This is a genomic window from Streptomyces sp. NPDC043680, assembly GCF_056436685.1.
The window spans coordinates 393,052-419,756 of the sequence record NZ_JBWKCE010000005.1 but is presented as its reverse complement, the minus strand read 5'-3'; the positions used below and the strand labels follow the sequence as shown (position 1 = coordinate 419,756).

The following is a 26,705-nucleotide window of genomic DNA, read 5'->3' as shown; positions in this document are numbered from 1 at the left end:
GGGCGCCCCCCGAGCCGATCGGCTCGGGGGGCGCCCCTGTGACGTGCGTGTGTGTGACGTGTCTGACGGCTCGCTCAGATCCGCACCTGGACGGCACGGGCGAGGCGGTCGTGCAGGCCGCGGCCGTCCCGGTCCCAGATCAGCGCCGGGATGACCAGGGCGAGCAGCAGCGTGCGCAGCACCACCCGGCCGAAGCCGAGGCGGCCCCCGCCCTCTGCGACGACCCGCAGCCCCAGGAGCCGCTTCCCGGGCGTGAAGCCGACGGTGCCGACCGTGAGGACGCTCAGGGCGACGAAGAGCGCGAGAGTCCAGTTGCCGGTCGCGGTCCCACCGCCGCCGGTGATCAGCCCGTAGGCGATGAGCTGGCAGCCGATCCAGTCGACGGCGACGGCGCCGAGACGGCGCCCGAAGCGGGCCGCGGAGCCCGGGCCCTGCCGGGGCAGGCCGAGCCGCTCCCCCGGGTAGCCGAGGTCGACACCCATGTCCTCGGCGGCCGCACGGGGGCCGGAGAGCCATGATCCGATTGCTTGCCTGTTGTCCACCCGAACACGGTACCTGTGCGGCTCCGCGGCCTTCCGGCCGGACCCTGGTTAACTTGTGCGAAACAAATGGGTCATGCTTGAGAAATCCCGTCTGCTTATGGTCGGGTCAGCGTGCGGCACCGCACTGACGCACCACGAGCTATAAAGCCCGTCCCTGCCCCGGGACCGGGAGTAGGAGGAGTTGGATGTTCCAGAACGCCGACGAAGTGAAGCAGTACATCGAGGAGAACGACGTCAAGTTCGTCGACGTCCGCTTCTGCGACCTGCCTGGTGTGATGCAGCACTTCACCATCCCGGCGCGGGCGTTCGACCCGGCGGAGGAGCTCGCCTTCGACGGTTCCTCGATCCGCGGCTTCCAGGCGATCCACGAGTCCGACATGGCGCTGCGTGCCGACATCAGCACCGCGCGTCTGGACCCGTTCCGCAAGGACAAGACGCTCAACATCAACTTCTTCATCCACGACCCGATCACGGGTGAGGCCTACAGTCGCGACCCGCGCAACATCGCGAAGAAGGCCGAGGCCTACCTCGCCTCCACCGGGATCGCCGACACGGCGTTCTTCGGTCCCGAGGCCGAGTTCTACATCTTCGACAGCGTGCGCTTCGCGACCACCGCGAACGAGGGCTTCTACCACATCGACTCCGAGGCCGGCGCCTGGAACACCGGCTCCGAGGAGAACAACCGCGGCTACAAGGTCCGCTACAAGGGCGGTTACTTCCCGGTCGCCCCGGTCGACCACTTCGCCGACCTGCGCGCCGAGATCTCCCTTGAGCTGGACGCCCAGGGCCTCCAGGTCGAGCGCCAGCACCACGAGGTCGGCACCGGCGGCCAGGCCGAGATCAACTACAAGTTCAACACGCTGCTCGCCGCGGCCGACGACCTGATGCTCTTCAAGTACATCGTGAAGAACGTCGCCTGGCGCAACGGCAAGACCGCGACCTTCATGCCGAAGCCGATCTTCGGTGACAACGGTTCCGGCATGCACGTCCACCAGTCGCTGTGGCAGGGCGGCGAGCCGCTCTTCTACGACGAGGCCGGCTACGCGGGCCTCTCGGACACCGCCCGCTACTACATCGGCGGCATCCTCAAGCACGCCCCGTCGCTGCTGGCCTTCACCAACCCGACGGTGAACTCCTACCACCGCCTGGTGCCGGGCTTCGAGGCGCCGGTCAACATGGTGTACTCGCAGCGCAACCGCTCCGCCGCCATGCGCATCCCGATCACGGGCTCCAACCCGAAGGCCAAGCGCGTCGAGTTCCGCGCCCCGGACCCGTCCTCGAACCCGTACCTGGCCTTCTCGGCGCTGCTCCTGGCCGGCCTCGACGGCGTCAAGAACAAGATCGAGCCGATGGAGCCGATCGACAAGGACCTCTACGAGCTCTCCCCGGACGAGCACGCGAGCGTCCCGCAGGTCCCGACCAGCCTGGACGCCGTCCTCAAGGCCCTGGAGGAGGACCACGAGTACCTCCTGGCCGGCGGTGTCTTCACCCCGGACCTCATCGAGACCTGGATCGACTACAAGCGCACGCACGAGATCGCCCCGATCGCGCTGCGCCCGCACCCGCACGAGTTCGAGATGTACTTCGACATCTAAGAACCGGGCAAGCCCTGACAGAGGCCCTGCTGCTCTCCTCGGAGAGCGGCAGGGCCTCTGCCGTTGTCCGCGTCCGTCACGGCCCGGACAGGATCGCCATGCCGCGGGTGAGCTCCCGCAGGGAGCGGACGGCCAGTTCGGCCGGGGAGTCCGGGCCCGTGGGCGGGGTGTCGGTCCCGGACCAGACCTCCAGGGAGACCCGGATCGCGTCCGTGGCCGCCGCCGCGAGGAGGCGGACGGCGAGGGGGTCCGCGGCGGGGCCCGCCAGCCGGGCGATGACCGGGACCAGGTGCTCCTCGGAGTCCTGGTTCACGCGGTACCAGACCGCCCGCAGCGCCGGGTCGGACGCCGCCGCCCGCAGCAGGCCGCGGGTCACCTCCAGGCCCTCGCCGACCGCCCTCGGGTCGCTGAGGGAGCGGGTGACCGCGCGTTCCAGGGCCTCGCCGAGCGGGGTGCCGGGGTGCTCCTCCGCGAGCAGGGCGCGCCAGGCGTCGCCCCCGGTGGCGAGGAGGGGGGCCACCGCCTCCTGCTTGTTGCGGAAGTAGCGGTAGAACGTGCGCAGCGCGACACCGGCGCGGTGGGCGATGTCCTCGGCGGTGGTGCCGTCGGGCCCGTGTTCGGCGAACAGGGCGCAGGCCGCGCGCGCGATGTCGAGCTGGGTGGCGGCCTTGCGGCGCTCGGTCAGCGACTGGGCCCCGGGGCCGGGCGAGGGGGAGTACGGACGAGGGGATCTCACGGGGGAAGCCTACTCCCCGGACCGGCCTGGAATTGCATGGTTTGTCAGTATGGCAAAACGTGTCATGCCGCCGGTACGCTCGCCCCATGAACCGTTACGAAGGACGCCGCGTCCTCATCACCGGCGGCGGCTCCGGCATCGGCCGGGCCACCGTCCACCGCATCCTGGCCGAGGGCGGCCGCGTCCACACCGTGGACGTCGACCAAGCCGGGCTGAAGGGCACCGCCGACGCGGCCGCCGCCGCCGGCCACGCGGAGCGGCTGACCACCGCGGTCCTCGACATATCCGACGAGGCCGCGGTACGGGCCGGGGTCGCCGCCGCCGTGGCGGGCCTCGGCGGGCTCGACGTCCTCGTCAACGCCGCCGGCATCCTGCGCTCCGCGCACACCCACCAGACCACGCTCGACCTGTGGAACAAGGTCATCGGGGTCAACCTCACCGGCACCTTCCTGATGGTCCGCGAGGCGCTCCCCGCCCTGCTGGAGGGCGACCAGCCCGTCGTCGTGAACTTCAGCTCCACCTCGGCGTCCTTCGCCCACCCCTACATGTCCGCGTACGCGGCCAGCAAGGGCGGCATCCAGTCCATGACCCACGCCCTGGCCGCCGAGTACAGCAAGCAGGGCCTGCGCTTCGTCTCGGTGGCGCCCGGCTCCATCGAGAGCGGCATGACCACCGGCAACGGCCCGGGCCTGCCCGAGGACACCGACTGGAGCCTGTTCGCCAAGCTCGCCCCCGCCATCGGCCAGGGCTTCGCCGGGCCGCAGACCGTGGCCGGTGTCGTCGCCATGCTGGGCTCCGAGGACGGCGCCTTCATCACCGGTACGGAGATCCGCATCGACGGCGGCACGCACTACTAGAGCCCCCGGGCCGGTCGGCCGGCCCTATGCCCGGAAGCGGTCCCACAGCCGGGGGAAGCGCTCCGCCAGGACGGCTTCGTTCTCGAAGTCCAGCGGGGCGCCCTCCGGTTCCGCCGCCTGGAGGGGGATCCCGAGGTCCGGGGCCACCGCGCCGGTCAGCTGCTCGTACGCCTCGTCGGCCGCGTACCCCAGCTCCTCGCCGTCCCCGTCGATCTCCTCGTCGAACTCGCCGAGCAGCTCCGCCAGCTGGTCGGGATCGTGCACCGCCCCCTCGAAGACCTCCCGGCCCTGGCCGATCAGCCAGCAGCGGAAGTAGTCGAACGCGTCGTCGCTCGCCCCGTCGAGCAGCACCCAGGCGGCGCCCCACAGGTCCCAGGTGTACGCCCTGTTGTACCGGGACTCGAAGTGCCGGGCGAAGTCCAGGACGGAGTCCGGGTCGAGCTGCGCCAGCCGCTCGACGAGCAGCTCGGCATGTTCCTCGGGGTCGCCCTCGGCCGCCTCGCGGGTGCTGTCGACGATCTCCCAGAACTCCGTCTCGTCCATCACCGCTCCAGCATCACGGGTGAGCCCCCGCGCCGCCACTGCGCACACGGGGAAAGGCCGGTGTCCGACCCCCTTGGCGGGGGTGGGACACCGGCCTTCGGCGTGTTGAGCCCGTGTCTTACAAGCCGTAGCGCTCGCGCGCCTCCTTGACGGAGGACGCCGGAACCTCACCGCGGCGGGCGAGCTGCGCCAGAGCGGCCACCACGATCGACTGGGCGTCGACACCGAAGTGGCGGCGGGCGCCCTCACGCGTGTCGGACAGGCCGAAACCGTCGGTGCCGAGCGAGGTGTAGTCCTGCTCCACCCACTGGCTGATCTGGTCCGGAACCTGGCGCATCCAGTCGGACACCGCGAGGACCGGGCTCGTCACGCCCTCCAGCGCGCGCGTGACGTACGGGGTGCGCATCTCGCCGCGCAGCAGCGCCTCGTCGCACTCCAGCGCCTCACGCCGCAGCTCGCCCCAGGAGGTGGCGGACCAGACGTCGGCGGCCACGTTCCAGTCGGCGGCGAGCAGCTGCTGCGCCTCCAGGACCCAGTGGATCGCCGTACCCGAGGCCATCAGCTGGATCTTCGGGGCGTCGGCGGCCGGGGCCGCCTCGGCGAGGTCGGCCGCCGTGTTGAAGCGGTACAGGCCCTTGATGATGCCTTCCTCGACGCCCGCGGGCATCGCGGGCTGCACCTTCGGCTCGTTGTAGACCGTCAGGTAGTAGAAGACGTCTTCCGGCTTCTCGCCGTACATCCGGCGCAGACCGTCCTTGACGATCACCGCGATCTCGTACGCGAAGGCCGGGTCGTAGTTCAGCGAGGCCGGGTTCGTGGACGCGATCAGGTGCGAGTGGCCGTCGGCGTGCTGGAGGCCCTCACCGGTCAGCGTGGTGCGGCCGGCGGTGGCGCCGACGATGAAGCCCTTGCCGAGCTGGTCGGCGAGCTGCCACATCTGGTCGGCGGTGCGCTGCCAGCCGAACATCGAGTAGAAGATGTAGAACGGGATCATCGGCTCGCCGTGCGTCGCGTACGACGTGCAGGCGGCGATGAAGTCGGCCATGGCGCCGGCCTCGGTGATCCCCTCGTTGAGGATCTGGCCGTCCTTGGCCTCCTTGTAGTACATCAGCTGGTCGCGGTCGACCGGCTCGTACGTCTGGCCCAGCGGCGAGTAGATGCCGGCCGACGGGAAGAGGGACTCCATGCCGAAGGTACGGGCCTCGTCGGGGACGATCGGCACCCAGCGCTTGCCGGTCTCCTTGTCCCGCATCAGGTCCTTGACCAGGCGGACGAAGGCCATGGTGGTGGCCATCTCCTGCTTGCCCGAGCCCTTGAGCAGCGGGGCGAAGGAGCGCTCGGCCGGAGCCGGCAGCGCCACGTGGTGGACCTTGCGGGCGGGGGCCGGGCCGCCGAGGGCCGCGCGCCGCTCGTTCAGGTACTGCACCTCGGGGCTGTTCGCACCGGGGTGGCCGTAGGGGACCACGCCGTCGACGAAGGCGCTGTCCGGGATCGGGAGTCCGAGCAGGTCGCGCATGCCCTTGAACTCGTCGATCGTCAGCTTCTTCATCTGGTGGTTCGCGTTCTTCGACTCGAACCCGGCGCCCAGCGTGTAGCCCTTGACGGTCTGCGCGAGGATGACCGTCGGCGCGCCCTTGTGCTCCAGGGCGGCCTTGTACGCGGCGTACACCTTGCGGGGCTCGTGGCCGCCGCGGGAGCTGTGGAAGCACTCGGCGATCTTCGCGTCCGACAGCACGCCGGCGAGCTGCACGAGCTCGGCATTGGCGCCGAAGAAGTGCTGGCGGATGTAGGCCACGTCGCGGGTCGCGTACGTCTGGAACTGCGCGTCCGGGACCTCGCGCAGGCGGCGCACCAGGGCGCCCGTGGTGTCCAGCTGGAACAGCTCGTCCCAGGCGGAGCCCCACAGGGACTTGATGACGTTCCAGCCGGCGCCGCGGAACTGGGCCTCCAGCTCCTGGACCACGCGGAAGTTGGCGCGGACCGGACCGTCGAGGCGCTGCAGGTTGCAGTTGATGACGAAGGTCAGGTTGTCGAGCTGCTCGCGGGAGGCCAGGGCCAGGGCGGCGGTCGACTCGGGCTCGTCCATCTCGCCGTCGCCGAGGAAGGCCCAGACGTGCGAGTTCGAGGTGTCCTTGATGTTCCGGTTCTGCAGGTAGCGGTTGAACCGCGCCTGGTAGATCGCGGACAGCGGGCCGAGGCCCATGGAGACCGTGGGGAACTCCCACAGCCACGGCAGGCGCCGCGGGTGCGGGTAGGACGGCAGGCCGTTGCCGCCGGATTCCTGGCGGAAGTTGTCGAGCTGCTGCTCGGAGATGCGCCCGTCGAGGAAGGCGCGGGCGTAGATGCCGGGGGAGGCGTGGCCCTGGATGTAGAGCTGGTCGCCCGATCCGTCGGCCTCCTTCCCGCGGAAGAAGTGCTGGAAGCCGGTCTCGTAGAGCCAGGCCGCCGAGGCGAAGGTGGCGATGTGGCCGCCGACGCCGTACTTGGAGCCGCGGGTCACCATGGCGGCCGCGTTCCAGCGGTTCCACGCGGTGATCCTGGCTTCCATCTCCTCGTCACCCGGGAACGCGGGCTCGGCGGAGGTGGGGATGGTGTTGACGTAGTCCGTCTCCAGCAGCTTCGGCAGGGCGAGGCCGGCGGCCTCGGCGTGCTGGAGGGTGCGGCGGAGCAGGTATTCGGCGCGGCGCGTACCGGCGGCCTGGGCGACGGCGTCGAGGGAGGCCGCCCATTCGGCGGTCTCCTCGGTGTCGCGGTCCGGGAGCTGGTCGAGCTCGCTCGGAAGCTTTCCTACGGGGTCGGACATCGGTGTGCGCCGCCTTCCGGACAAAGGAGAGGTGGTGAAGAAATCCCTGACGGGCAGGACAGGGTCGGCGGACCCGGGTAGGGGTCCGCCGATGACTGTAAATCGCTGATCGATGATCGATCAAATGAAAGTGGCGAAGAAATGGCGATCCGGGGAAAGTCGGCACCGGGTGCCAGCAATACGGGCACCCGGTGCCGGGCAAACCCGGACAAGCCGGCCCGTCAGGCCCTCGGTGCGCACCCCAGGACATGCCGCTTCACGAGCACCCCGATGTCCGGATCCCGATTCCGGAAGGCCTCCACCAGGGCCGCGTGCTCCTCCGCGTACGACTTCTGGACGGTGCCCAGCCACCGGATGGACAGGGCGGTGAACACCTCGATGCCCAGGCTTTCCCACGTGTGCAACAGCACGCTGTTCCCGGCCGCCCGCACCAGCTCCCGGTGGAACCCGACGGTGTGCCGCACCTGCGCGGTCCCGTCCTCCGTCCGGTCGGCCTCCCACAGGGCCGCGACGTGCGGTTCCAGCGCCGTGCAGTCCGCCGCCAGCCGGGGCGCGGCCAGCTCGGCCGCGATCTGCTCCAGGCCGGCCCGGACCGGGTAGATCTCCTCCAGGTCCGCCGCCGAGAGGTTCCGTACGCGCACGCCCTTGTTCGGCGCCGACTCGATCAGCCGCAGCGTCTCCAGCTCGCGCAGGGCCTCGCGCACGGGCGTCTGGCTGACCTCCAGCTCGACGGCGATCCGCCGCTCCACGATCCGCTCGCCGGGCTTCCAGCGCCCGCTGACGATCCCCTCCACGATGTGCTCGCGGATCTGCTCGCGCAGCGAGTGCACGACGGGTGGGGTGATCATCGGGGCTTCATCTCCTGAGGGGTGGGCAGGAAGTGCGCGGTGGTGGGCGGGCCTGATGCGTAGACAATACGGCGGCGCCCCCGCCCGGGAGTATCCCGGACGGAGGCGCCGACAGTGAGGCTGGTTACAGGCCGAGCTCGACCTCGAACTCGCCGGCCTCCAGGATCGCCTTGACGGCCGAGAGGTACCGGGCCGCGTCCGCGCCGTCCACCAGGCGGTGGTCGTAGGACAGGGTCAGGTACGTCATGTCGCGGACGCCGATGACGGTGCCCTCGGGGGTCTCCAGGACCACCGGGCGCTTGACCGTGGCACCGATGCCCAGGATGGCGACCTGGTTCGGGGGCACGATGACCGTGTCGAACAGCGCACCGCGCGAACCGGTGTTGCTGATGGTGAAGGTCGCGCCCGACAGCTCGTCCGGCGTGATCTTGTTGCCGCGGACCTTGCCCGCCAGGTCGGCGGTCGCCTTGGCGATACCGGCCAGGTTGAGGTCACCGGCACCCTTGATGACCGGGGTCATCAGGCCCTTCTCGGAGTCCACGGCGATGCCGATGTTCTCCGAGTCGAAGTAGGTGATGGTGCCCTCGTCGTCGTTGATCCGGGCGTTGACGACCGCGTGGGCCTTCAGCGCCTGGGCGGCGGCCTTGACGAAGAACGGCATGGGCGAGAGCTTGACGCCCTCACGGGCCAGGAACGAGCCCTTGGCCTGCTCGCGCAGCTTCATGATCTTGGTGATGTCCACCTCGACCACGGAGCTGAGCTGCGCCTGCGAGTGCAGGGCCTTCATCATGTTGTCGCCGATGACCTTGCGCATGCGGGTCATCTTGACGGTCTGGCCGCGCAGCTCGGAGACCGCGGCGGCCGGAGCCTTGGCGGCCGGGGCGGCAGCGGCGGCGGGGGCCGGGGCGGCAGCGGCGGCCTTGGCGGCCTCGGCGGCGGCCAGGACGTCCTGCTTGCGGATACGGCCGCCGACACCGGTGCCCGTGACCGTGTTCAGGTTGACGCCGGACTCCGAGGCGAGCTTGCGCACCAGCGGGGTCACGTACGCACCCTCGTCGCCGGCCGGAGCCGGAGCCGGGGCTGCGGGGGCGGCCGGAGCGACCGGAGCCGGAGCGGCAGCGGCCGGAGCCGGGGTCACCGGGGCCGGAGCGGCCACCGGGGCGGCAGCCTGGACCGGGGCCGGAGCAGCGGCGGCCGGAGCAGCCGGAGCCGGAGCGGCAGCGGGGGCCGGAGCAGCCGGAGCCGGGGCAGCGGCGGCCGGGGCCGGAGCGGCCGGGGCCGGAGCCGGAGCGGCCGGGGCCGGAGCGGCGGCCGGGGCGGCACCGGCGACGCCGATGACGGCCAGACGGGCGCCGACCTCGGCGGTCTCGTCCTCGCCGACCAGGATCTCCAGCAGCGTGCCGGCGACCGGCGCGGGGATCTCGGTGTCGACCTTGTCCGTGGAGACCTCAAGCAGCGGCTCGTCGGCCTCGACGGACTCGCCGACCTGCTTCAGCCAGCGGGTGACGGTGCCCTCGGTGACGGACTCGCCCAGGGCGGGGAGCACGACGTCGGTGCCCTCGGCGGAACCGCCGCCGGCGGCCGCCTCGGCCGTCGGCGCGGGGGCCGGGGTCTCGACCTCGGTGGACGGGGCGGCCTGCGGGGCCTGCGGCGCCGGGGCGGCGGCGGGCTCGGCGGCTGCCGGCTCGGCAGCCGGGGCTGCAGCAGGCGCGCCGGAGCCGTCGTCGATGACGGCCAGCTCGGCGCCGACCTCGACGGTCTCGTCCTCGGCGACCTTGATGGAGGCCAGGATGCCGGAGACGGGGGACGGGATCTCGGTGTCGACCTTGTCGGTCGAGACTTCGAGCAGCGGCTCGTCGGCCTCGACTCGCTCGCCCTCGGCCTTCAGCCAACGGGTGACAGTGCCCTCGGACACGCTCTCTCCGAGCGCCGGAAGGGTTACGGAAACCGGCATGGTTTCAGTTGCTCCTAACGAAAGTGCGGAAGTGGTCGTCGCGCCCGTGACGATCAGTCGTGTGCGTGCAGGGGCTTGCCGGCCAGGGCCAGGTGGGCCTCGCCCATCGCCTCGTTCTGGGTCGGGTGCGCGTGGATGAGCTGCGCGACCTCGGCCGGGAGGGCCTCCCAGTTGTAGATCAGCTGGGCCTCGCCGACCTGCTCGCCCATCCGGTCACCGACCATGTGGACGCCGACCACGGCACCGTCCTTGACCTGGACGAGCTTGATCTCGCCCGCGGTCTTGAGGATCTTGCTCTTGCCGTTGCCCGCAAGGTTGTACTTCAGGGCCACGACCTTGTCCGCACCGTAGATCTCCTTGGCCTTGGCCTCGGTGATGCCGACGGACGCGACCTCGGGGTGGCAGTAGGTGACGCGCGGGACACCGTCGTAGTCGATCGGGACGGTCTTCAGACCGGCCAGACGCTCCGCGACCAGGATGCCCTCGGCGAAGCCGACGTGCGCGAGCTGCAGGGTCGGGACGAGGTCACCGACGGCCGAGATGGTCGGCACGTTGGTCTGCATGTACTCGTCGACCAGGACGTAGCCGCGGTCCATCGCGACGCCCTGCTCCTCGTAGCCCAGGCCCTGGGAGACCGGGCCGCGGCCGACGGCGACCAGCAGCACCTCGGCCTCGAAGGTCTTGCCGTCGGCGAGGGTGACGCGGACGCCGTTCTCGGTGTACTCGGCCTTGTCGAAGAAGGTGCCGAGGTTGAACTTGATGCCGCGCTTGCGGAACGCGCGCTCCAGCAGCTTCGAGCTGTTCTCGTCCTCGACCGGGACGAGGTGCTTGAGGCCCTCGATCACGGTGATGTCGGAGCCGAAGGACTTCCACGCCGAGGCGAACTCGACGCCGATGACGCCGCCGCCCAGCACGATCGCCGACTCGGGGACGCGGTCCAGGACCAGCGCGTGGTCCGAGGAGATGATGCGGTTGCCGTCGATGACCAGACCCGGCAGCGACTTCGGCACGGAGCCGGTCGCCAGCAGGATGTGGCGACCCTGGATGCGCTGGCCGTTCACGTCGACGGAGGTCGGCGAGGAAAGGCGGCCCTCACCCTCGATGTACGTCACCTTGCGGGAGGCCACCAGGCCCTGCAGGCCCTTGTACAGGCCCGCGATGATCTCGTCCTTGTACTTGTGGACACCCGCGATGTCGATGCCCTCGAAGGAGGTCTTCACACCGAACTGGGCGGCCTCGCGGGCCTGGTCCGCGATCTCACCCGCGTGCAGCAGAGCCTTCGTGGGGATGCAGCCGTTGTGCAGGCAGGTGCCGCCGAGCTTGTTCTTCTCGATCAGGGCAACGTCCAGACCCAGCTGGGATGCGCGCAGAGCCGCGGCGTAACCGCCACTGCCACCGCCGAGGATCACTAGGTCGAAAACGGTGCTGGCGTCGTTCGCCACGTCACGTCCTCCATGCATGTGCGCCGGGCACCGGTCCTCTGTGACCGGGCGGCGGCTGGTAATCGGCCGCTTGTTTCTTCGGCCCTGTGGTGGGGGCCCTGTCCTGCCGAGAACCCATCTTCGCATTTGTCGGGGGAACGCGGGACGCCGGGCCCGCACTGTGGCAGGTCGTTCTGCCCGAGGCAGGGGTTACCGAAGCGTAGAAACCTACGGATTTCGTTGTGGGTGAACACGGCGGCCCCCTCGATCACGTGGTATCGGGGGGGCCGCTGTGCGTCACGTCTCACACCGCGGCCCGGAAACGGGCCGCGGGACCGCGTCAGCCGAGGTCGCCGGTGGCCGTGCGCTCGGCCAGGCGCACCAGGGTGCGGACGGCCGAGCCGGTGCCGCCCTTGGGGGTGTAGCCGTACGGGGCGCCCTCGTGGAAGGCCGGGCCCGCGATGTCCAGGTGCGCCCAGGTGATGCCCTCGCCGACGAACTCCTGGAGGAAGAGGCCGGCCACCAGGCCGCCGCCCATGCGCTCGCCCATGTTGGCGATGTCGGCGGTGGGGGAGTCCATGCCCTTGCGCAGGTCCGCGGGGAGCGGCATCGGCCAGGAGGCCTCGCCGACCTCCTCGGCGATCTCGTGGATCGCGGTGCGGAAGGCGTCGTCGTTGGCCATGATGCCGAAGGTCCGGTTGCCCAGGGCGAGGACCATCGCGCCGGTCAGGGTGGCGACGTCGACGATCGCGTCCGGGTTCTCCTCGGAGGCCTTCGTCAGCGCGTCACCGAGGACGAGGCGGCCCTCGGCGTCGGTGTTCAGGACCTCGACGGTCTTGCCGCTGTACATGCGCAGCACGTCGCCGGGGCGGGTGGCGGAGCCGGACGGCATGTTCTCCGCGAGCGCGAGCCAGCCGGTGACGTTGACCTGGAGGCCGAGGCGGGCCACGGCGACCACGGAGGCGAACACGGCGGCGGCGCCGGACATGTCGCACTTCATCGTCTCGTTGTGGCCGGCCGGCTTGAGGGAGATGCCGCCCGAGTCGTAGGTGATGCCCTTGCCGACGAAGGCCAGGGTCTTCTCCGCCTGGGGGTGGGTGTACGAGATCTTCACCAGGCGCGGCGGGTTCTCGGAGCCCTTGCCGACGCCCATGATGCCGCCGTAGCCGCCCTTGGTCAGCGCCTTCTCGTCCAGGACCTGGACCTTGATGCCGTGCTCCTTCGCGGTGGCGGAGGCGACGGCGGCGAAGGCCTCGGGGGTGAGGTCGTTCGGCGGGGTGTTGATCAGGTCGCGGGCGATGTTGACCTCGCTCGCGACGACCGTGGCGCGCTCGACCGCGGCCTTGTGCTCCTTGTCGCGCGGCTTGGCACCCAGCAGGGCGACCTCGGCGAGGGGCTGCTTGGGTCCGCCGTTCCTGGCGGCCGCGCCCTTCTGCTCGCCGCCCTGGTAGGCGGTGAAGGCGTACGCACCGAGCAGCGCGCCCTCGGCGACGGCGGTGACGGCGGAGGCGTCGTCGAGGGGGAGGGCGAAGGCGGCCTTCTTGCTGCCGTGCAGCGCGCGGGCGGCGGCGCCGGCGGCGCGGCGCAGCGCCTCCTCGTCGTACGACTCGTCCTCCTCGGGGAGGGGGCCGAGTCCGACCGCCAGCACGACCGGGGCCTTCAGGCCGCCCGGGGCCGGCAGCTTCGTGGTCTCGCCCTCGGCGCCCGAGGCGCCGAGGGCGTCGAGCACGGCGGCGAGCTTTCCGTCGTAGGCCTTGTCCACGGCCTCGGCGCCTGCGGCGACGACGGGGCCCTTCGGGCCCTTCGCCACGCCGACCACGAGGGCGTCGGCGCGCAGCGTCGCCACGCCGGCAGTGCTGAGAGTCAGAGCAGTCACGGTGGTGAAGTCTCGCTTCCGTTTGTGTTGTGGGCCGAGTGGGTGGACGGCCATCCGTCTCGATCGTATTCCGGCCCGACGGCCGCCAGAAATGAGCCTACGCGTAGCGGCTCGTCCGTACGCCACTCGAAGGTTTGGGAAGTTGTTCGACGCGCAGGCCGCCGGGTTCACCCATCTGTGGTCTCTGTTCCAGGTTTGCCCTTGAGACCTGACGAGGTCCGCGAGACTCGACGCACTCTCGCAAGGGGGCGTGGGGTCCCTTTGCATGATTTCCACAGAGCCTCCTCGGCCCGGCCGACCGCCATGGGCCGTAGTCGAGTGATGCCTGCGGGGGGAAAGGCCGACATGGTCAACAAGAACCGGATGAACAGGGCTGCCGCCGCCATGGCCGCGGCGGCGCTGATGTCCGTGGCACTGCCCGCCGCGTCCGCCCATGCGGCGGCCGCGGCCGTGACACCGCGCATCGACCTGAAGGTGCTCGTCGTCGACGACGGCGGCAGCTCGGTCGAAGCCATCACCGCGGAGCTCCGCGACACAGGGGTTCCCTTCACCCGCGTCCAGCTGGGGGCCGCCGGCCGCCCGGTCGTCAACGCGGCGTTCCTCGCCGACACGGTCGACGGCCGACCGCGCGCCAAGTACCAGGGGGTGGTGCTGCCCAACGAGAACCCGTTCGGCGAGGGCTCGGCCGAGATGGCGGCGCTGAGCGCGTACGAGACGGCGTACGGCATCCGCCAGGTCGACGCGTACACCTGGGCCCACCCGGGCGTGGGCCTGGAGTACACCGACAACGGGGGGTACAGCGGCCAGCTGGACGGCACCCAGGCGGCCGTCACCGCGGCCGGCAAGGCGGGCCCCTTCGGCTACCTCGGCGGCCAGGTCGCCTTCGAGGACAACTCGGCCCTGGTCCCGGAGAGCTACGGGTTCATGGGCCGGCCGCGGACCGGCTACACCAGCTACCTCGACGCCCCCGTCGGCTCCGGCCGGGCCTCGCTCGTCGGCGAGTACGCGCACGACGGACGCAGTGAACTGGTCGTCACCTTCGGCTACAACCAGTACCAGCAGCAGTTCCGGCTGCTGGCCCGCGGCATCGTCGACTGGCTCACCCAGGGGGTCCACCTCGGACAGGAGCGCAACTACTTCGCCGTCCACGTCGACGACGTCTTCGCCCCCGACGCCCGCTGGAGCAAGGAGCTCAACTGCACGCCCGGCGACTACGCCTGTGCGGGCGGCGAGGGCAAGGAGAGCACCATCCGGATGTCCGCCGCGGACGCCCAGTACGCGGTGCAGTGGCAGCAGAGCAAGAACTTCAAGCTCGACCTGCTCTTCAACGCGGGTGCCGGGGAGGAGTGGAAGGCGGAGAACGGCGGCACCGACGCCCTGACCGCGCAACTGGTGGCGGACCGGGCCAAGTTCCGCTGGATGAACCACACCTACACCCATCCCTTCCTGGGCTGTGTCCAGGACACCACCACGGTCCCGTGGACCTGCACGAAGACCGCCACCGGCGCCGTCAACTGGATGAGCCGGGCGGAGATCTCCGCGCAGATCCGCGACAACAACAACTGGGCGGCGGCCAAGGGCATCACCACCGACCGTACCGAACTCGTCACCGGCGAGCACTCCGGTCTCAAGACCCTCCCGGAGCAGCCCACCGACAACCCCAACCTGGCGGGCGCGCTCGCCGACAACGGGGTCAAGTGGGCCGGCAGCGACAACTCTCGCGAACCGGCGCAGCGCGCGGTCGGCGCCGCCCTGACCGTCCCCCGCCACCCGATGAACGTGTACTACAACACGGGCACCAACGCGGAGATGGCCGACGAGTACAACTGGGTCTACACCAGCCGTGCCGACGGCGGCAGCGGCGTCTGCGAGGACAACCCGGCCACCTCCACCTGCCTGCCGGCCCCGCTCGACACCGCCACCGGGTACCTCGGCTACATCGTCCCGGCCGAGGCGCGGACCGCCCTGCGCCACGTCCTCGCCAACGACCCGCGCCCGCACTACGTCCACCAGTCCAACCTCGCCGAGGACCGCACGCTCTACCCGGTCCTCGACCAGGTCCTCGACACGTATCGGACCCTCTACGCGCCCAGCGCGCCGATCGTCAACCAGAGCATGAAGGACACCGGCGTCGAGCTGAGCCGCCGTGCGGCCTGGGACAAGGCGCTCGCCGACGGCAAGGTGACCGCCTACCGGATCGGCACCGCCGTCACCGTCAAGGCGCCCTCCGGGGTCCTCGCCCCGCTCACCGCGCCGAACGGCACCAAGAAGCAGCTCCTGCTCGGCACCGCCGACTTCGGCACCGCCTACGCCGGCAACCGCTCCGCCTGGACCGGTCCGGAGCTGCTCCAGAGCGCGGTCACGCTCAAGCTGCCCAGCTGACCACCGGGTTCGCCCGCCTGACCTTCACCACCCGTACCACGTGCACTGCCTGGTACCACGAGCGCCGGCGCTCCGCCTACCACGGGCGCCGGCCCCTTTTCCGTCCTGGGGGGACACACCGCATGAGCCATGGGCGCCATGTCACCATGCTCACCGAAGGCACCTATCCGCACGTCCACGGGGGAGTCAGCACCTGGTGCGACCAGCTGGTACGCGGAATGCCGGAGGTCGACTTCAATGTCATAGCCCTGACCGGCACCGGCCGTGAACCGGTCACCTGGGAGCTCCCGCGCAACGTCTACCGGCACACCGCCGTCCCGCTGTGGGGGCCGCCGCCCGGCCGCAGCCGCCGCGCCGCCCTGCGGGGCCGGGCCCACCGCCGGTTCAGCGAGACGTACGAAGCCTTCCTGCTGTCACTGCTCGACCCCGCAGCCGGCCCGGCCGGCCACGACTTCTCCGCGTCCCTGCACGAACTCGCCCTCCTCGCCCGGGCCGGCCGGCTCGCCCCGGCCCTGCGCTCCGAATCGGTCCTGCGCCTGCTCATGGACGTGTGGACCCGCCCCGGCCTGGCCACCGCGGCCGCCGCGCCGACCATCCACGACGCCCTCACCGCCACCGACCTGCTGGAACACGCGCTGCGGCCCCTGGCCGTGCGGATCCCGCCCGACAGCGTCGCGCACGCCGTCAGCAGCGGCCTCGCCACCCTGCCGGCCCTCGCCGCCAAATACCTCGACCAGGTGCCCTTCCTGCTCACCGAACACGGCATCTACCTGCGCGAGCGCTACCTCGGCTACCGCCGCGCCGCCGAGCGGTGGCCCGTCAAGGCCCTCATGCTCGGCTTCTACCGCGAGCTCAACACCGAGGGCTACCGGCAGGCCGACCTCATCACCCCCTGCAACCAGTACAACCGCCGCTGGGAGGAGCGCGGAGGTGCCGCCTCCGACCGGATCCGCACCGTCTACAACGGCGTCGACCCGCACGCCTTCCCCGAGGCCGGACCCGAGCCCGAGGTGCCCACCCTCAGCTGGTGCGGCCGCATCGACCCCATCAAGGACCTCGAAACCCTCATCCGCGCCTACGCGTTCATGCGCAAGGAACTGCCCTCCCTGCGGCTGCGCCTGTTCGGCCCCGTTCCCGCCGGCTGCGAGGACTATCGGCTCCGGCTGGAGAAACTCGCCGCCGAGCTGGGGGTGGGCGACGGGATCACGTACGAGGGGCGCATCGACGAGGTCGCCCGCGCCTACGCCGCCGGCAGCATCGTGATGCTCTCCAGCATCAGCGAGGGCTTCCCCTTCAGCATCATCGAGGCCATGTCCTGCGGACGCACCACCGTCTCCACCGACGTCGGCGGGGTCCGCGAGGCCGTCGGCGACACCGGTCTCGTCGTCCCGCCGCGCGAACCGGAGACCATGGCCCGCGCCACCCTGGCCCTGCTGCGCGACCACGAACGCCGCGCCGAGCTCGGCCGGCTCTCCCGCAAGCGGGTCGTCGAGAAGTTCACCCTCCACCAGTCGGTGAACGGCTTCCGGCACATCTACCGCGGCCTCGCCGACGAGAAGCGTGCCGGCCAACCCGTCCTGCCGCTCCCCGCGGGCGACAACTGGACGCAGCGGCTCGCCGACCCCTGGTACCGGGAACTCGCAGCGGACGGGAGCATGTGGTGAGCGGATCCCTCTGGCTGCGCGTCCCCGGCGGCGACACCCTGCCCGCCATCCCCCGGCCCCGCCGCAGCGGGCCGGGGGAACCCGGCACCGCCACCGCCGCCGACCCCATGGACGAACTCGCCGAACGCCTCGACGTGCTCGTTGCGGCGGCCGTCCACCCCGACGAGATCGCCGCCATCCTCGAATCCGACGGGATGACGGACGAGCACATCCGGCTCACCTACGGCCGCCACGACTCCTTCGGCCTCGCCGAGGAGCTCTACGCACGCGTGCCCCGCGCCTTCCCGGAGCCCGAGCACGTCCCCGACCCCTGGAAGGTCTCCCTCACCGCCTGCCTGCTGCGCGGGGTGATCTTCGCCCTGCCGGGCCTGGCCTACGTCCTGGGCGCCCCCCTGCTGGAGGGCCCCAAGGACCGGCTCGGACTGCCCGCCGGGACGTTGACCCTGCTCGCCGGGGCGCTCATCGGCTGGGTGTGGGACCAGACCCTGTCCCACCGCGCCTACTCCTGGATGGGCCTCGGCGACCGGGCCGCCGCCGGGCGGACCCTGCTCGTCGGCGCCCCCGCCGGCGCGCTGCTCGGCACCGCCGCCGCGCTGACCGTGCCCGGCGGGCCGCCGTTCTCGTACGCCTTCGCCGCCGGGCAGGCCCTGTACGTGGGGGCCGCCACCGTGCTCCTGGTGCTCGGCCGGGAGCGGGTGCTGCTGGCCGCGCTCTCCCCGATGGCCGCGGGGTCCGTGCTCGCGCTCTTCACCGACCTGCCCCTGCGGGTACGGGTGGGTCTGCTGCTGGTGTCCCTGCTCGCCGCCTGCACGCTGGCCGTACGCGAACTGCCGCTGGACGAGGGGGTACGGGCCGCCGCACGCCGGATCCGCGCCCCGGGCCGGACCGGGCACCGCGCCGGCGAAGGAGCGGTGCGCTGGCGGATGCTGCGGGGCGGCGAGGAGGAGTACGGCCCGCGCGGCCCCCGGCTCGCGGACTCGGTGCCCTACGGGGTGTTCGGTCTCGGCACCGGCCTGCTCGTGCTGTACGCCGCCCTGGGCGAGGTGCTCGCCGGAGGCCCCGCCGAGGCCGTCGCCGCCCCCTCGGCGGTGGCGCTCACCCTCAGCATGGGTCCCGCCGAATGGCTGCTGCACCGCTTCCGCAGCGGCAGCCTGGCCGGGCTGCGGGCCGCCCGCTCGCCCGGGCAGTTCCGGCTGCGGATGCTCGCCACCCTGGCCCGCTGCCTCGTCGCCTACCTGGCGGTGCTGCTGGTCCTGGGGCTGGTCGGCACCCTGCTGTGGCCCGGGGCGCCTGGCCTGACCGGGGTCCGGAGCGCGACCCTGCTGCTGCTCGGCGCCGTCATGTGGACCGGGCTGCTGCTCCAGTCCTTCGGGGCGGTCCGGCCCGCCGCCGTGGTCTGCGCCTCGGCGGCCCTCGCCCAGAGCCTCGCGCTGCTGGCGGGGCTGGGACAGCCGCGGCTGCTCCAACTGGTGGTGGCCGGCGCGGCCGCGGCCGCCCTGGGCGTGCTCGTCTGCCTGCACCTCGGCCGGGCGACGGCACACCGCTGACCTGGCCCCGTACGAGAAGAAGGACGTCATGCTGCTGGTGCCCCTCTACGAGCACCCCGCCGACCGGCCCGAGGACTGGGAGCGGCTGATCGCCTCCGCGGGCCGGCTGCACTCGGTGGTCCTCAACCCCGACAGCGGTCCCGGCGACGCCCCCGACGAGCGGTTCGCCGCCGTCGCGGGGCGGCTGCGCGAGGCCGGGGTGCCCGTCCTCGGATACACCGACACCGACTACGGGCGCCGCCCGCACGCCGACGTGGTGCAGGACCTGCTGCGCCACCGCGACTGGTACGGCGCCGACGGGGCCTTCCTCGACCAGGCCTCCTCCGATCCGGGGCCGCTCGCCCACTACGGGCGGCTCGCCGTCGCCGCCCGGGCGGCCGGCGCCCGTACCCTCGTCCTCAACCACGGGGTCCACCCGCACCCCGGCTACGCCGAACTCGCCGACCTGCTGGTCACCTTCGAGGGGCCCTGGGACGCCTACCGGGACGCGGCCGTACCGCCCTGGACCGCCGACCACCCCGCCCAGCGGTTCTGCCACCTGGTGTACGCCGTCCCGCCGGGCGCACCCGCCGCCGACCTCGCGCGGCAGCGCAGGGCGGGAGTGCACTGCGCGGTCCCGGGCACCGGAGCCCACCCGTGGGGGACCCTCCCGTACGCCCTGGAGGCCGCCGGATGAAGCCCTCCGCCGCCCGCCGGCTGCTGCTGCTCCTCGTACCGCTGCTGCTGCTGGCCGCGTGCGCCGGCCCGGAACCGGAGCCCGAGCCGGAGCCGGACGAGATCGCCCCGGACCCGCCGGTGGGGCAGCGCTGGCAGCCCCGGCCGGGGGTGAGCTGGCAGTGGCAGCTCACGGGCCGGCTCGACACCTCGGTCAAGGCGGCCGTCTTCGACATCGACGGCTTCCACGCGACCGCGGAGCAGATGGCGGAGCTGAAGAAGGCCGGGCGCAAGACCGTCTGCTACCTCTCCACCGGCGCGTGGGAGGAGTTCCGCCCGGACGCCCGGGAGTTCCCGAAGGAGCTGCTCGGCCAGGGCAACGGCTGGGAGGGCGAGCGCTGGCTGGACATCCGGCGGACCGCAGAGCTGGAGCCGCTGATGGCCAAGCGGATCGACATGTGCCGGGAGAAGGGCTTCGACGCGGTGGAGCCGGACAACATGGACGGCTACGCCAACAAGACGGGCTTCCCCCTGACCGCCGGGGACCAGCTCGCCTACAACCGGCTGATCGCGAAGCTGGCCCACGACCGGGGCCTGTCGGTGGGGCTGAAGAACGACCTGGACCAGATTCCCCAGTTGGTGGGGGACTTCGACTTCGCGGTCAACGAGCAGTGCGCCGAGTACGAGGAGTGCGAGCGGCTGACCCCGTTCATCGAGGCGGGCAAGGCCGTGTTCCACGTGGAGTACGAACTTCCGGTACGCCGGTTCTGCAAGCAGTCCGCCGAGCTCAAGCTGAGCTCGCTGGAGAAGAGGTACGACCTGGACGCCTGGCGCAAGACCTGTCCGCAGCCTTGACCCGGCGGCCGCCGGACACCGCCTACCCGACCGGGAGGACCGCGTGGACGCGGTAGCCGCCGCCGTAGCGGGGGCCCGCGAAGCAGGAGCCGCCCAGGGCGGTGGCCCGTTCCCGCATGCCGAGCAGGCCGTGGCCGCCGCCCTCCGGGCTCTCGGCCGCCCCGTTGTCGGCGCCGCCGTCGTCGAGCACCGTCACCTCCACCGAGGCACCGACCCGGACCACGCTCACCTCGGCGCGGGCCCCCTGGCCCGCGTGCTTGCGGACGTTGGTCAGCGCCTCCTGGATCACCCGGTACGCCGCCAGGTCCACGGCAGCGGCCAGCGGGTCCCCGTCCCGGCCCAACTCCATCATCACCTTCACCGGCAGCCCGGCCTTGCGGAAGGAGTCCACCAGTTCGTCCAGGACGGCCAGCCCCGGCGCCGGCTCGGTCGGGGCCTCCGGGTCACCGGACTGCCGCAGCAGGCCCACCGTCGCCCGCAGCTCGTTCAACGCGGAGCGGCTCGCGTCCCGTACGTGGGCCAGGGCCTCCTTGGCCTGGTCGGGCCGCTTGTCCATGACGTGCGCGGCCACCCCCGCCTGCACGTTGACCAGTGCGATGTGGTGGGCGACCACGTCGTGCAGGTCGCGGGCGATCCGCAGCCGCTCCTCGGCGACCCGCCGCCGGGCCTCCTCCTCGCGGGTCCGCTCCGCCCGCTCGGCCCGCTCCCGTATCGCGTCGACGAACGCCCGCCGGCTGCGCACCGCGTCGCCCGCGGCGGCGGCCATCCCGGTCCAGGCGAAGATGCCGATGTTCTCCTGGGCGTACCAGGGCAGTGGGCCCGACAGCATGGCCACCCCCGTCATGCCGGCCATGGTGAGCAGGCCGATCCGCCCGGCGGTGGGCCGGTCGGTACGGGAGGCCAGCGTGTAGAGCGCGATCACCGCGGCCATGGCGACGGGCGCCCGCGGCTCGCCCGTGGTCAGCTCCAGCAGCGAGAGGCCGGCGGTCACGGCGAGCACCGCGTGCGGCTGCCTGCGCCGGAAGACCAGGGCCGCCGCGCCCAGCAGCATCAGCAGCAGCGAGAACGGCTCGGGGGTGCGGGTGCCGAAGGTGGGCCCGTGCGGGCCGTGCGGATCGGCGAAGGACCCGACGACCATCGAGACGAGCGCCCCGAGCGCGAGAACGGCGTCGGTGGCGAGCGGATGGGCCCGCATCCACTGCCGGGTGGGGGCGAACGGCCCGAGGTCTGTCGTCACCCCGATACGGTACGGCCTGCCCCGGGGCGGCCGGCCCGGCGCCGGACGTCAGCCGCGGGGGCCGGGTGGGGAACCGGGCGCAGGGCCGGGCCCGGGACCCGGCGAGGGACCGGGTGCCGGATCCGGCACGGGCGGCGGGCGCCGGCCCAGCGGCGTGCGGGAGCGCTCCGGGCCCCATTTCGCGCGGACCAGGCACACCGCCATGACCGCGGCGATGGCCGCGAGGTGCTCCTTGCCCGCCAGGTTGTCCTTGACCAGCACCTCGCCGATCATCACCGCGATGACCACGGCCCCGGTCAGATAGGCCCGGTAGCGCCAGCACAGGTAGATGGCGAGGCCCACCACGGCGGCCGAGGGACCGGTGTCGTTCACGACGCGGTCCGACACCGGCAGGCCGAAGGGGTGGTCCGGGCCGAGCGACAGCCCGATCCGGGCGTAGGTGGTCCCGGCGAGGGTGGCGACGTAGCCGATCACCAGGGTCCGCCACCAGCCGATGCAGATCTCCGAGATCCCGAAGACCAGCAGCAGTTGCGCCAGCGCCCCCCAGACGGGCAGGTCGAGCGCGGGCACGAACAGCGACAGCGGGGTCCGCAGCAGCGCCAGCCACAGCGGGTCGACGGCCTTGACGGACCCGAGGTTCTGGACGGGCTGGAACCCCCAGGACGTGTTCTGCACGATCTGGAAGACCGAGGTCAGGCAGACCGCCCCGATCGTCATGGGAACCGCCCGCCACTTCCTGTGGACGAGGGCGTCCCGGATCGTCCAGAACAGCGGTCCCCACTCACGGCGGGCGAACCGCCGGAGTGGGGAGGGCGTCCAAGCCGTCAACGATTGGTCTCCAGATGTCTGCGGTTCAGCCACTTCGGCAGGCCGGGGGCTTCCAGGAAGCCCTCGGCCCGGCCCGCCGCGATGCCGATCCGCAGCAGGTCGGAGCTCTTCTCGAAGAGCATGAACCGCGGCTCCCAGATCGGCCGGTATTTGGCGTTGGCCCGGTAGAGGGACTCGATCTGCCACCAGCGGGAGAAGAAGCTCAGCAGCGAGCGCCACATGCGCAGCACCGGACCGGCACCGAGCTTCGACCCACGTTCGAAGACGGAACGGAACATCGCGAAGTTGAGCGAGACCTGTGTGACGCCGATCTCCTTGGAGCGTTCCAGGAGTTCGATGACCATGAACTCCATCAGGCCGTTCTCGGAGTCCCGGTCACGGCGCATCAGGTCCAGCGACAGGCCCTTGGGGCCCCACGGGACGAAGGACAGCACCGCCCGCAGCTCGCCGTTGCCGTCGGTGCACTCCAGCATCACGCACTGGCCGTCGCCGGGATCGCCCAGTCGGCCCAGCGCCATCGAGAAGCCGCGCTCGGTGGCGCCGTCGCGCCAGTCGTCGGCCCGCCGCAGCAGGACGTCCATCTCCTCGGCCGGGATGTCGGCGTGGCGGCGGATCCGTACCGTGTACCCGGCCCGCTTGACCCGGTTGTACGCCTGGCGGACGGTGCGCATGGCGCGGCCCTCCAGGGTGAACTCGGCGGTCTCCACGATCGCCTCGTCGCCCAGCTCCAGCGCGTCCAGGCCGTGCCGGGCGTAGATCTGCCCGGCCTCCTCGCTGGCCCCCATCACGGCCGGCACCCAGCCGTGCTCCCGTGCCTCGGCGAGCCAGGGCTCGATGGCGCCGGGCCAGGCCTCCGGGTCGCCGATCGGGTCGCCGGAGGCGAGCGAGACGCCGCCGACGACGCGGTAGGTGACGGCGGCCTTCCCGGTGGGCGACCAGATGACGGACTTCTCGCGGCGCAGCGCGAAGTAGCCGAGCGAGTCGCGGTCGCCCTGCTTGGCGAGCAGCGCGCGCAGCCGCTCCTCGTCCTCCTCGGTGAGCGGGTCGACGGCCCGCCGGGAGCGGAAGGCGGCGAACAGCACGGCGAGCAGCAGCACCATCGACATGACGTTGATGAAGACGTCGACCCAGCCCGGCGTGGTGATCGCTGCGTAGTCCCGGTCGTCGGGAGCCAGGGTGATCAGCCGCATCACGCCATACCGCCAACGGGCCAGGAACGAGGCGTCCGAGGCGTCGGGATCGATGTTGGCGGCGCCGACGATCACGGCGGCGAGCAGGGAGGTGACGAGCAGGCCGACGGCGGCCACGGCCGTGGCGAGCTTGGGGTTGGAGCGGTCGCCCTTGGCGTAGAACTCCTTGCGGCCGAGCAGCAGGGCGCCGACGAAGGCCGCGGTCAGGGCGAGCGAGACCCAGTTCTGGGTGTGGTCGCGGAACTCGGGGTAGCACAGGTTGAAGGCGCCGCTGGTGCACGGGGCGAAGGCCGCGGTGGCGAAGGCCAGCAGCAGGACGCCGCTGAGCACCAGGTTCAGGATCCACGCGGCCCGCTTGCGGCGGCCCATCGTGACGGCGAGGAGCAGCGAGAACAGCCCGGACGCGAAGCCCGCGGTGAGCAGGTAAGGGGTGTAGAAGTCGGCGGTGTTGTGGCGGCGCAGGTCCTGTCCGAAGGACAGCCACACCGCGCTGAGGAAGTTGACGAAGGTGACGGCGCGCAGGTACCAGACGGCGAACGCGGCGCTGCGTCGTGAGCGGGCGGACCCCCGGCCGCGCCCCTCCTCTTCTTTGTCCTCTCTCCTGCCGTTCGTTTCCCTCCCGGTCACCTTCGCGGCCGGTGCGGCCGGTGCGGCCTGCGCGGCTTGGGTGCCTTGTGCGGCTTGTGTGGTGATCCGGTCTTTATCTGCGCTGGTCAAGCGGGCCTCTCCCATGAAACGCGATGATATGGGGCGTCGCCGTCCATGGGTGCGCGGGCCGGGACCGCCCCCGGGGGGCCCGGTCCCTCGGCCCGCGCGCCGCGCTCCCTCAGACCTCGTCCGCAGAGCGGTCCGAGGCGTCCCCCACCGGGAGTTCCGCCGCGAGTGCGGCGGCCGCCTGGACGAGGGGGAGCGCCAGCAGTGCCCCGGTGCCTTCCCCCACAGTGACGCCGTGGTCGAGGAGGGGGTTGAGTGCCATCCGGTCCAGGGCCTTGCTCTGGCCCGGTTCCCCGCTGGTCTGTCCGGCCAGCCACCAGTCCGGGGCCCGGAACGCCGCCCGCTGGGCGACCAGTGCGCCGGCCGCGGAGACGACCCCGTCGAGGATCACCGGGGTACGGCGTACCGCGCACTGGAGCAGGAAGCCGGTGACGGCGGCGACGTCCGCGCCGCCGACCGCCGCGAGCAGCGCCACCTGGTCGCCGAGGACCGGACGGGCGCGGCGCAGCGCGTCGCGGATCGCGGCGCACTTGCGCATCCAGGTGAGGTCGTCGACGGGCAGTCCGCCGCGGCCGGTGACGACGGAGGCATCGGTTCCGCACAGCGCGGCCACCAGCGTCGCGGCGACGGTGGTCCCGCCGACGCTCAGATCGCCCAGGACGACGAGATCGGTCCCGGAGTCGGCCTCCTCGTCGGCGATCCGCATGCCCAGGCGCAGCGCCGCCTCGGCCTCCTCCACGGTGAGCGCGTTCTCCACGTCGATGCGGCCGCTGCCCCGGCGGACGCGGTGGCGGACCACGTCCTCGGGGAGCAGCTCCGGGTCGCAGTCCAGGCCCGCGTCCACGACCCGTACGCCGGCGCCGAGCCGCCGGGCGAGGACCGCCACGGGACTGCTCCCGTCCAGCACCGCCCGCACCAGCTCGTGGGTGGTGCCGGCGGCCCGGGCTGAAACCCCCTCGGCGGCGATGCCGTGGTCGGCGGCGAAGAGCACGACCCGGGCCCGCTCGATCGGCTTGACCGGGACCTGCCCCTGCGCGGCGGCGAGCCACTCGGCGAGCTCGTCGAGCCGGCCGAGCGCCCCGGCCGGTACGGACAGCCGCCCACGGCGTTCCTCGGCGTCACGCCGGACGCCCCCGTCGGGGCGCTCGATCAGATCGGAGAAGTCGTCGAGATTCAGCGTGGTCATCTGCCAGAGCGTACAGCCGGTGAGGCCCTGCCCAAGCCCCCGTGCGCGGTGCCTCCTTGTCAGTCCTTCAGCACCATCGCCTGGCCCGCCACGACCAGCAGGACGTGCTCGCACTCGGCGGCCACCGCCGCGTTCAACCGCCCCAGCTCGTCACGGAAACGGCGGCCGGAGGCGGTGGCGGGAACGATCCCCGAGCCGACCTCGTTGCTCACCGCCACCACCGTGCGGCGGGTCGCCCGCAGCGCGGCCACCAGCGCGGCGACCCGCTCGCGCAGCTCCTTGTGGCCCCGCCCCGCCCAGACGGCGTCGTCCCAGGCCCCGGCCCGGTCCATCGCGTCGGTCAGCCACAGCGCCAGGCAGTCGATGAGCAGCGGCGGACCTCCCTCCACCAGCAGCGGCACCAGCTCGCAGGTCTCCAGGGTGCGCCAGCTGCCGGGCCGCCGGTCCCGGTGCAGGGCGATCCGCGCCGCCCATTCCGTGTCGCCGTCCCGGGAACCGCCGGTGGCCACGTAGACCACCTCGGGGAAACTCCCGAGCCGCCGCTCCGCCTCGAAGGACTTCCCCGAGCGGGCGCCGCCCAGCACCAGGGTCCGCCGCGGCAGGTCCGGCACCGCGTGGTACTCGCCCACCGTCACCGTCGTCCCGTCCGGCACCGCCCGCGCCCCGGCCGCCGCACACCGGCGCTCCAGCTCCCCTCCCGGCGGGGTGTCGTGGTCCAGGTGGACGGCGATCACGTCGGTGGTCGGCCCGGCGGCGCCGCTCGCCCGCAGCCGGGCCAGCGCCTCCGGGCGGCCCAGTACATCGGCGAGGACCAGATCGTACGGGCGCCTCCCGGCGGCCGGCTCCATCCCGGCCGGCGCCCCGCCCGGCGGCAGGTACAGCAGCCGGCTCCCGTCCGGGCCCGTCACCTCGTACCCGGTGCCCGGCGCGTCCATCGGCACCGCCCGCACGCGGTGCCCGCTGATCACGGAGAGCTCCCGCCCGTCGGGCACCCGCCCGGCGGCGGGCAGTCCCGGCGGCAGCTCGACCGGGGGCCCGTCATGCGGGTGGGTCAGCAGGACCTGCCGTACGCCGGCCAGCGAATGCCCCGCGCGGGCGCCGGCCAGGACCGCCCCGGGGGTCAGGTCGAGCAGCAGCGCCCCGTCGACGAGGAGGGAGGTCGCGGCGCGCGACCGGGGGCCGACGGAGACCGCGCAGGCCGCGCAGGGACAGCCGGGGCGGGGCAGTCCTTCGGGTGTGCCGGTGCCGAGCAGAGTGAGTTCCACAGGATGAT

20 protein-coding genes are annotated in these 26,705 nt (G+C 72.2%); 7 read left to right on the top strand and 13 right to left on the bottom strand.

The features are described 5' to 3' along the window. Positions 1-74: 74 nt before the first annotated feature. A complete protein-coding gene (locus AC0666_RS14240) occupies positions 75-542 on the bottom strand; it encodes an RDD family protein (RefSeq protein ID WP_361723072.1) in 468 nt (155 codons plus the stop codon). A 185-nt stretch (positions 543-727) separates the two neighbouring features. Here AC0666_RS14240 and glnA point away from each other — a divergent pair, with 185 nt between their 5' ends. Then, complete coding sequence (glnA, locus tag AC0666_RS14235) at positions 728-2,137, top strand: type I glutamate--ammonia ligase (protein ID WP_361723075.1); 1,410 nt, start codon at positions 728-730, stop codon at positions 2,135-2,137. A 76-nt stretch (positions 2,138-2,213) separates the two neighbouring features. Here the strand turns inward: glnA and AC0666_RS14230 are convergent, their stop codons facing one another. Further along, positions 2,214-2,873: a TetR/AcrR family transcriptional regulator gene (locus AC0666_RS14230; protein WP_361723078.1), complete on the bottom strand. Its 660-nt coding sequence runs from the start codon at positions 2,871-2,873 to the stop codon at positions 2,214-2,216. An 86-nt stretch (positions 2,874-2,959) separates the two neighbouring features. Here AC0666_RS14230 and AC0666_RS14225 point away from each other — a divergent pair, with 86 nt between their 5' ends. Next, a complete protein-coding gene (locus AC0666_RS14225) occupies positions 2,960-3,730 on the top strand; it encodes an SDR family NAD(P)-dependent oxidoreductase (protein WP_468967269.1) in 771 nt (256 codons plus the stop codon). A 24-nt stretch (positions 3,731-3,754) separates the two neighbouring features. Here the strand turns inward: AC0666_RS14225 and AC0666_RS14220 are convergent, their stop codons facing one another. The 6 genes from AC0666_RS14220 to AC0666_RS14195 all read right to left on the bottom strand — a co-directional run bounded on the left by AC0666_RS14220 (position 3,755) and on the right by AC0666_RS14195 (position 13,175). Then, positions 3,755-4,273 (bottom strand): DUF4240 domain-containing protein, encoded by a 519-nt coding sequence (locus AC0666_RS14220; protein ID WP_468584219.1) that lies wholly within the window; start codon positions 4,271-4,273, stop codon positions 3,755-3,757. Positions 4,274-4,391: 118 nt separating this feature from the next. Then, the gene (aceE, locus tag AC0666_RS14215; protein ID WP_468967266.1) at positions 4,392-7,076 is read right to left on the bottom strand and encodes a pyruvate dehydrogenase (acetyl-transferring), homodimeric type; all 2,685 of its coding nucleotides are present in this window, start codon (positions 7,074-7,076) and stop codon (positions 4,392-4,394) included. Between the two features lie 221 nt (positions 7,077-7,297). After that, positions 7,298-7,921 (bottom strand): GntR family transcriptional regulator, encoded by a 624-nt coding sequence (locus AC0666_RS14210; protein ID WP_361723161.1) that lies wholly within the window; start codon positions 7,919-7,921, stop codon positions 7,298-7,300. Positions 7,922-8,048: 127 nt separating this feature from the next. Next, positions 8,049-9,878, bottom strand: coding sequence for a 2-oxoglutarate dehydrogenase, E2 component, dihydrolipoamide succinyltransferase (sucB, locus tag AC0666_RS14205; protein ID WP_468967263.1), 1,830 nt, complete (start codon positions 9,876-9,878; stop codon positions 8,049-8,051). Positions 9,879-9,931: 53 nt separating this feature from the next. Next, positions 9,932-11,320: a dihydrolipoyl dehydrogenase gene (lpdA, locus tag AC0666_RS14200; RefSeq protein WP_468584213.1), complete on the bottom strand. Its 1,389-nt coding sequence runs from the start codon at positions 11,318-11,320 to the stop codon at positions 9,932-9,934. Positions 11,321-11,639: 319 nt separating this feature from the next. Further along, on the bottom strand, positions 11,640-13,175 hold the full coding sequence (locus AC0666_RS14195; protein ID WP_468584211.1) for a leucyl aminopeptidase: 1,536 nt from the start codon (positions 13,173-13,175) through the stop codon (positions 11,640-11,642). Between the two features lie 321 nt (positions 13,176-13,496). Here AC0666_RS14195 and AC0666_RS14190 point away from each other — a divergent pair, with 321 nt between their 5' ends. The 5 genes from AC0666_RS14190 to AC0666_RS14170 all read left to right on the top strand — a co-directional run bounded on the left by AC0666_RS14190 (position 13,497) and on the right by AC0666_RS14170 (position 20,277). Then, positions 13,497-15,557, top strand: coding sequence for a hypothetical protein (locus AC0666_RS14190; protein ID WP_478707646.1), 2,061 nt, complete (start codon positions 13,497-13,499; stop codon positions 15,555-15,557). A 122-nt stretch (positions 15,558-15,679) separates the two neighbouring features. Further along, positions 15,680-17,221 carry a GT4 family glycosyltransferase PelF gene (gene pelF, locus AC0666_RS14185; protein ID WP_478707645.1) on the top strand — a complete coding sequence of 514 codons (1,542 nt, stop codon included), beginning with the start codon at positions 15,680-15,682 and terminating at the stop codon, positions 17,219-17,221. After that, a complete protein-coding gene (locus tag AC0666_RS14180) occupies positions 17,218-18,768 on the top strand; it encodes a hypothetical protein (RefSeq protein WP_468967255.1) in 1,551 nt (516 codons plus the stop codon). Before pelF ends, AC0666_RS14180 begins: the two co-directional genes overlap by 4 nt. A 28-nt stretch (positions 18,769-18,796) precedes the next feature. Beyond that, the gene (locus tag AC0666_RS14175) at positions 18,797-19,444 is read left to right on the top strand and encodes a spherulation-specific family 4 protein (protein ID WP_478707644.1); all 648 of its coding nucleotides are present in this window, start codon (positions 18,797-18,799) and stop codon (positions 19,442-19,444) included. Then, complete coding sequence (locus AC0666_RS14170) at positions 19,441-20,277, top strand: endo alpha-1,4 polygalactosaminidase (protein WP_468967249.1); 837 nt, start codon at positions 19,441-19,443, stop codon at positions 20,275-20,277. Before AC0666_RS14175 ends, AC0666_RS14170 begins: the two co-directional genes overlap by 4 nt. 22 nt (positions 20,278-20,299) lie before the next feature. Here the strand turns inward: AC0666_RS14170 and AC0666_RS14165 are convergent, their stop codons facing one another. From AC0666_RS14165 to AC0666_RS14145, 5 genes are all read right to left on the bottom strand, one after another. Continuing rightward, positions 20,300-21,472 (bottom strand): sensor histidine kinase, encoded by a 1,173-nt coding sequence (locus AC0666_RS14165; RefSeq protein ID WP_478707702.1) that lies wholly within the window; start codon positions 21,470-21,472, stop codon positions 20,300-20,302. Between the two features lie 90 nt (positions 21,473-21,562). Next, the gene (locus AC0666_RS14160; protein ID WP_468967246.1) at positions 21,563-22,231 is read right to left on the bottom strand and encodes a hypothetical protein; all 669 of its coding nucleotides are present in this window, start codon (positions 22,229-22,231) and stop codon (positions 21,563-21,565) included. 107 nt (positions 22,232-22,338) lie between these two features. Continuing rightward, complete coding sequence (locus AC0666_RS14155) at positions 22,339-24,264, bottom strand: phosphatidylglycerol lysyltransferase domain-containing protein (protein ID WP_468967245.1); 1,926 nt, start codon at positions 24,262-24,264, stop codon at positions 22,339-22,341. A gap of 94 nt (positions 24,265-24,358) precedes the next feature. Then, entirely contained in the window at positions 24,359-25,432 is a 1,074-nt protein-coding gene (cobT, locus tag AC0666_RS14150) for a nicotinate-nucleotide--dimethylbenzimidazole phosphoribosyltransferase (RefSeq protein ID WP_478707643.1), read from the bottom strand. Positions 25,433-25,491: 59 nt separating this feature from the next. Continuing rightward, complete coding sequence (locus AC0666_RS14145) at positions 25,492-26,697, bottom strand: bifunctional adenosylcobinamide kinase/adenosylcobinamide-phosphate guanylyltransferase (protein WP_468967240.1); 1,206 nt, start codon at positions 26,695-26,697, stop codon at positions 25,492-25,494. Positions 26,698-26,705: the final 8 nt, after the last annotated feature.

Bases quoted from the DNA above. Each gene is read 5' to 3' on its own strand.
- glnA (WP_361723075.1), top strand. From the start codon at position 728: ATGTTCCAGAACGCCGACGAAGTGAAGCAGTACATCGAGGAGAACGAC.
- AC0666_RS14225 (WP_468967269.1), top strand. From the start codon at position 2,960: ATGAACCGTTACGAAGGACGCCGCGTCCTCATCACCGGCGGCGGCTCC.
- AC0666_RS14220 (WP_468584219.1), bottom strand. From the start codon at position 4,273: ATGGACGAGACGGAGTTCTGGGAGATCGTCGACAGCACCCGCGAGGCG.
- aceE (WP_468967266.1), bottom strand. From the start codon at position 7,076: ATGTCCGACCCCGTAGGAAAGCTTCCGAGCGAGCTCGACCAGCTCCCG.
- sucB (WP_468967263.1), bottom strand. From the start codon at position 9,878: ATGCCGGTTTCCGTAACCCTTCCGGCGCTCGGAGAGAGCGTGTCCGAG.
- AC0666_RS14190 (WP_478707646.1), top strand. From the start codon at position 13,497: ATGCCTGCGGGGGGAAAGGCCGACATGGTCAACAAGAACCGGATGAAC.
- pelF (WP_478707645.1), top strand. From the start codon at position 15,680: ATGAGCCATGGGCGCCATGTCACCATGCTCACCGAAGGCACCTATCCG.
- AC0666_RS14175 (WP_478707644.1), top strand. From the start codon at position 18,797: ATGCTGCTGGTGCCCCTCTACGAGCACCCCGCCGACCGGCCCGAGGAC.
- AC0666_RS14170 (WP_468967249.1), top strand. From the start codon at position 19,441: ATGAAGCCCTCCGCCGCCCGCCGGCTGCTGCTGCTCCTCGTACCGCTG.
- AC0666_RS14165 (WP_478707702.1), bottom strand. From the start codon at position 21,472: ATGCGGGCCCATCCGCTCGCCACCGACGCCGTTCTCGCGCTCGGGGCG.
- AC0666_RS14160 (WP_468967246.1), bottom strand. From the start codon at position 22,231: ATGACGATCGGGGCGGTCTGCCTGACCTCGGTCTTCCAGATCGTGCAG.
- AC0666_RS14155 (WP_468967245.1), bottom strand. From the start codon at position 24,264: ATGGGAGAGGCCCGCTTGACCAGCGCAGATAAAGACCGGATCACCACA.
- cobT (WP_478707643.1), bottom strand. From the start codon at position 25,432: ATGACCACGCTGAATCTCGACGACTTCTCCGATCTGATCGAGCGCCCC.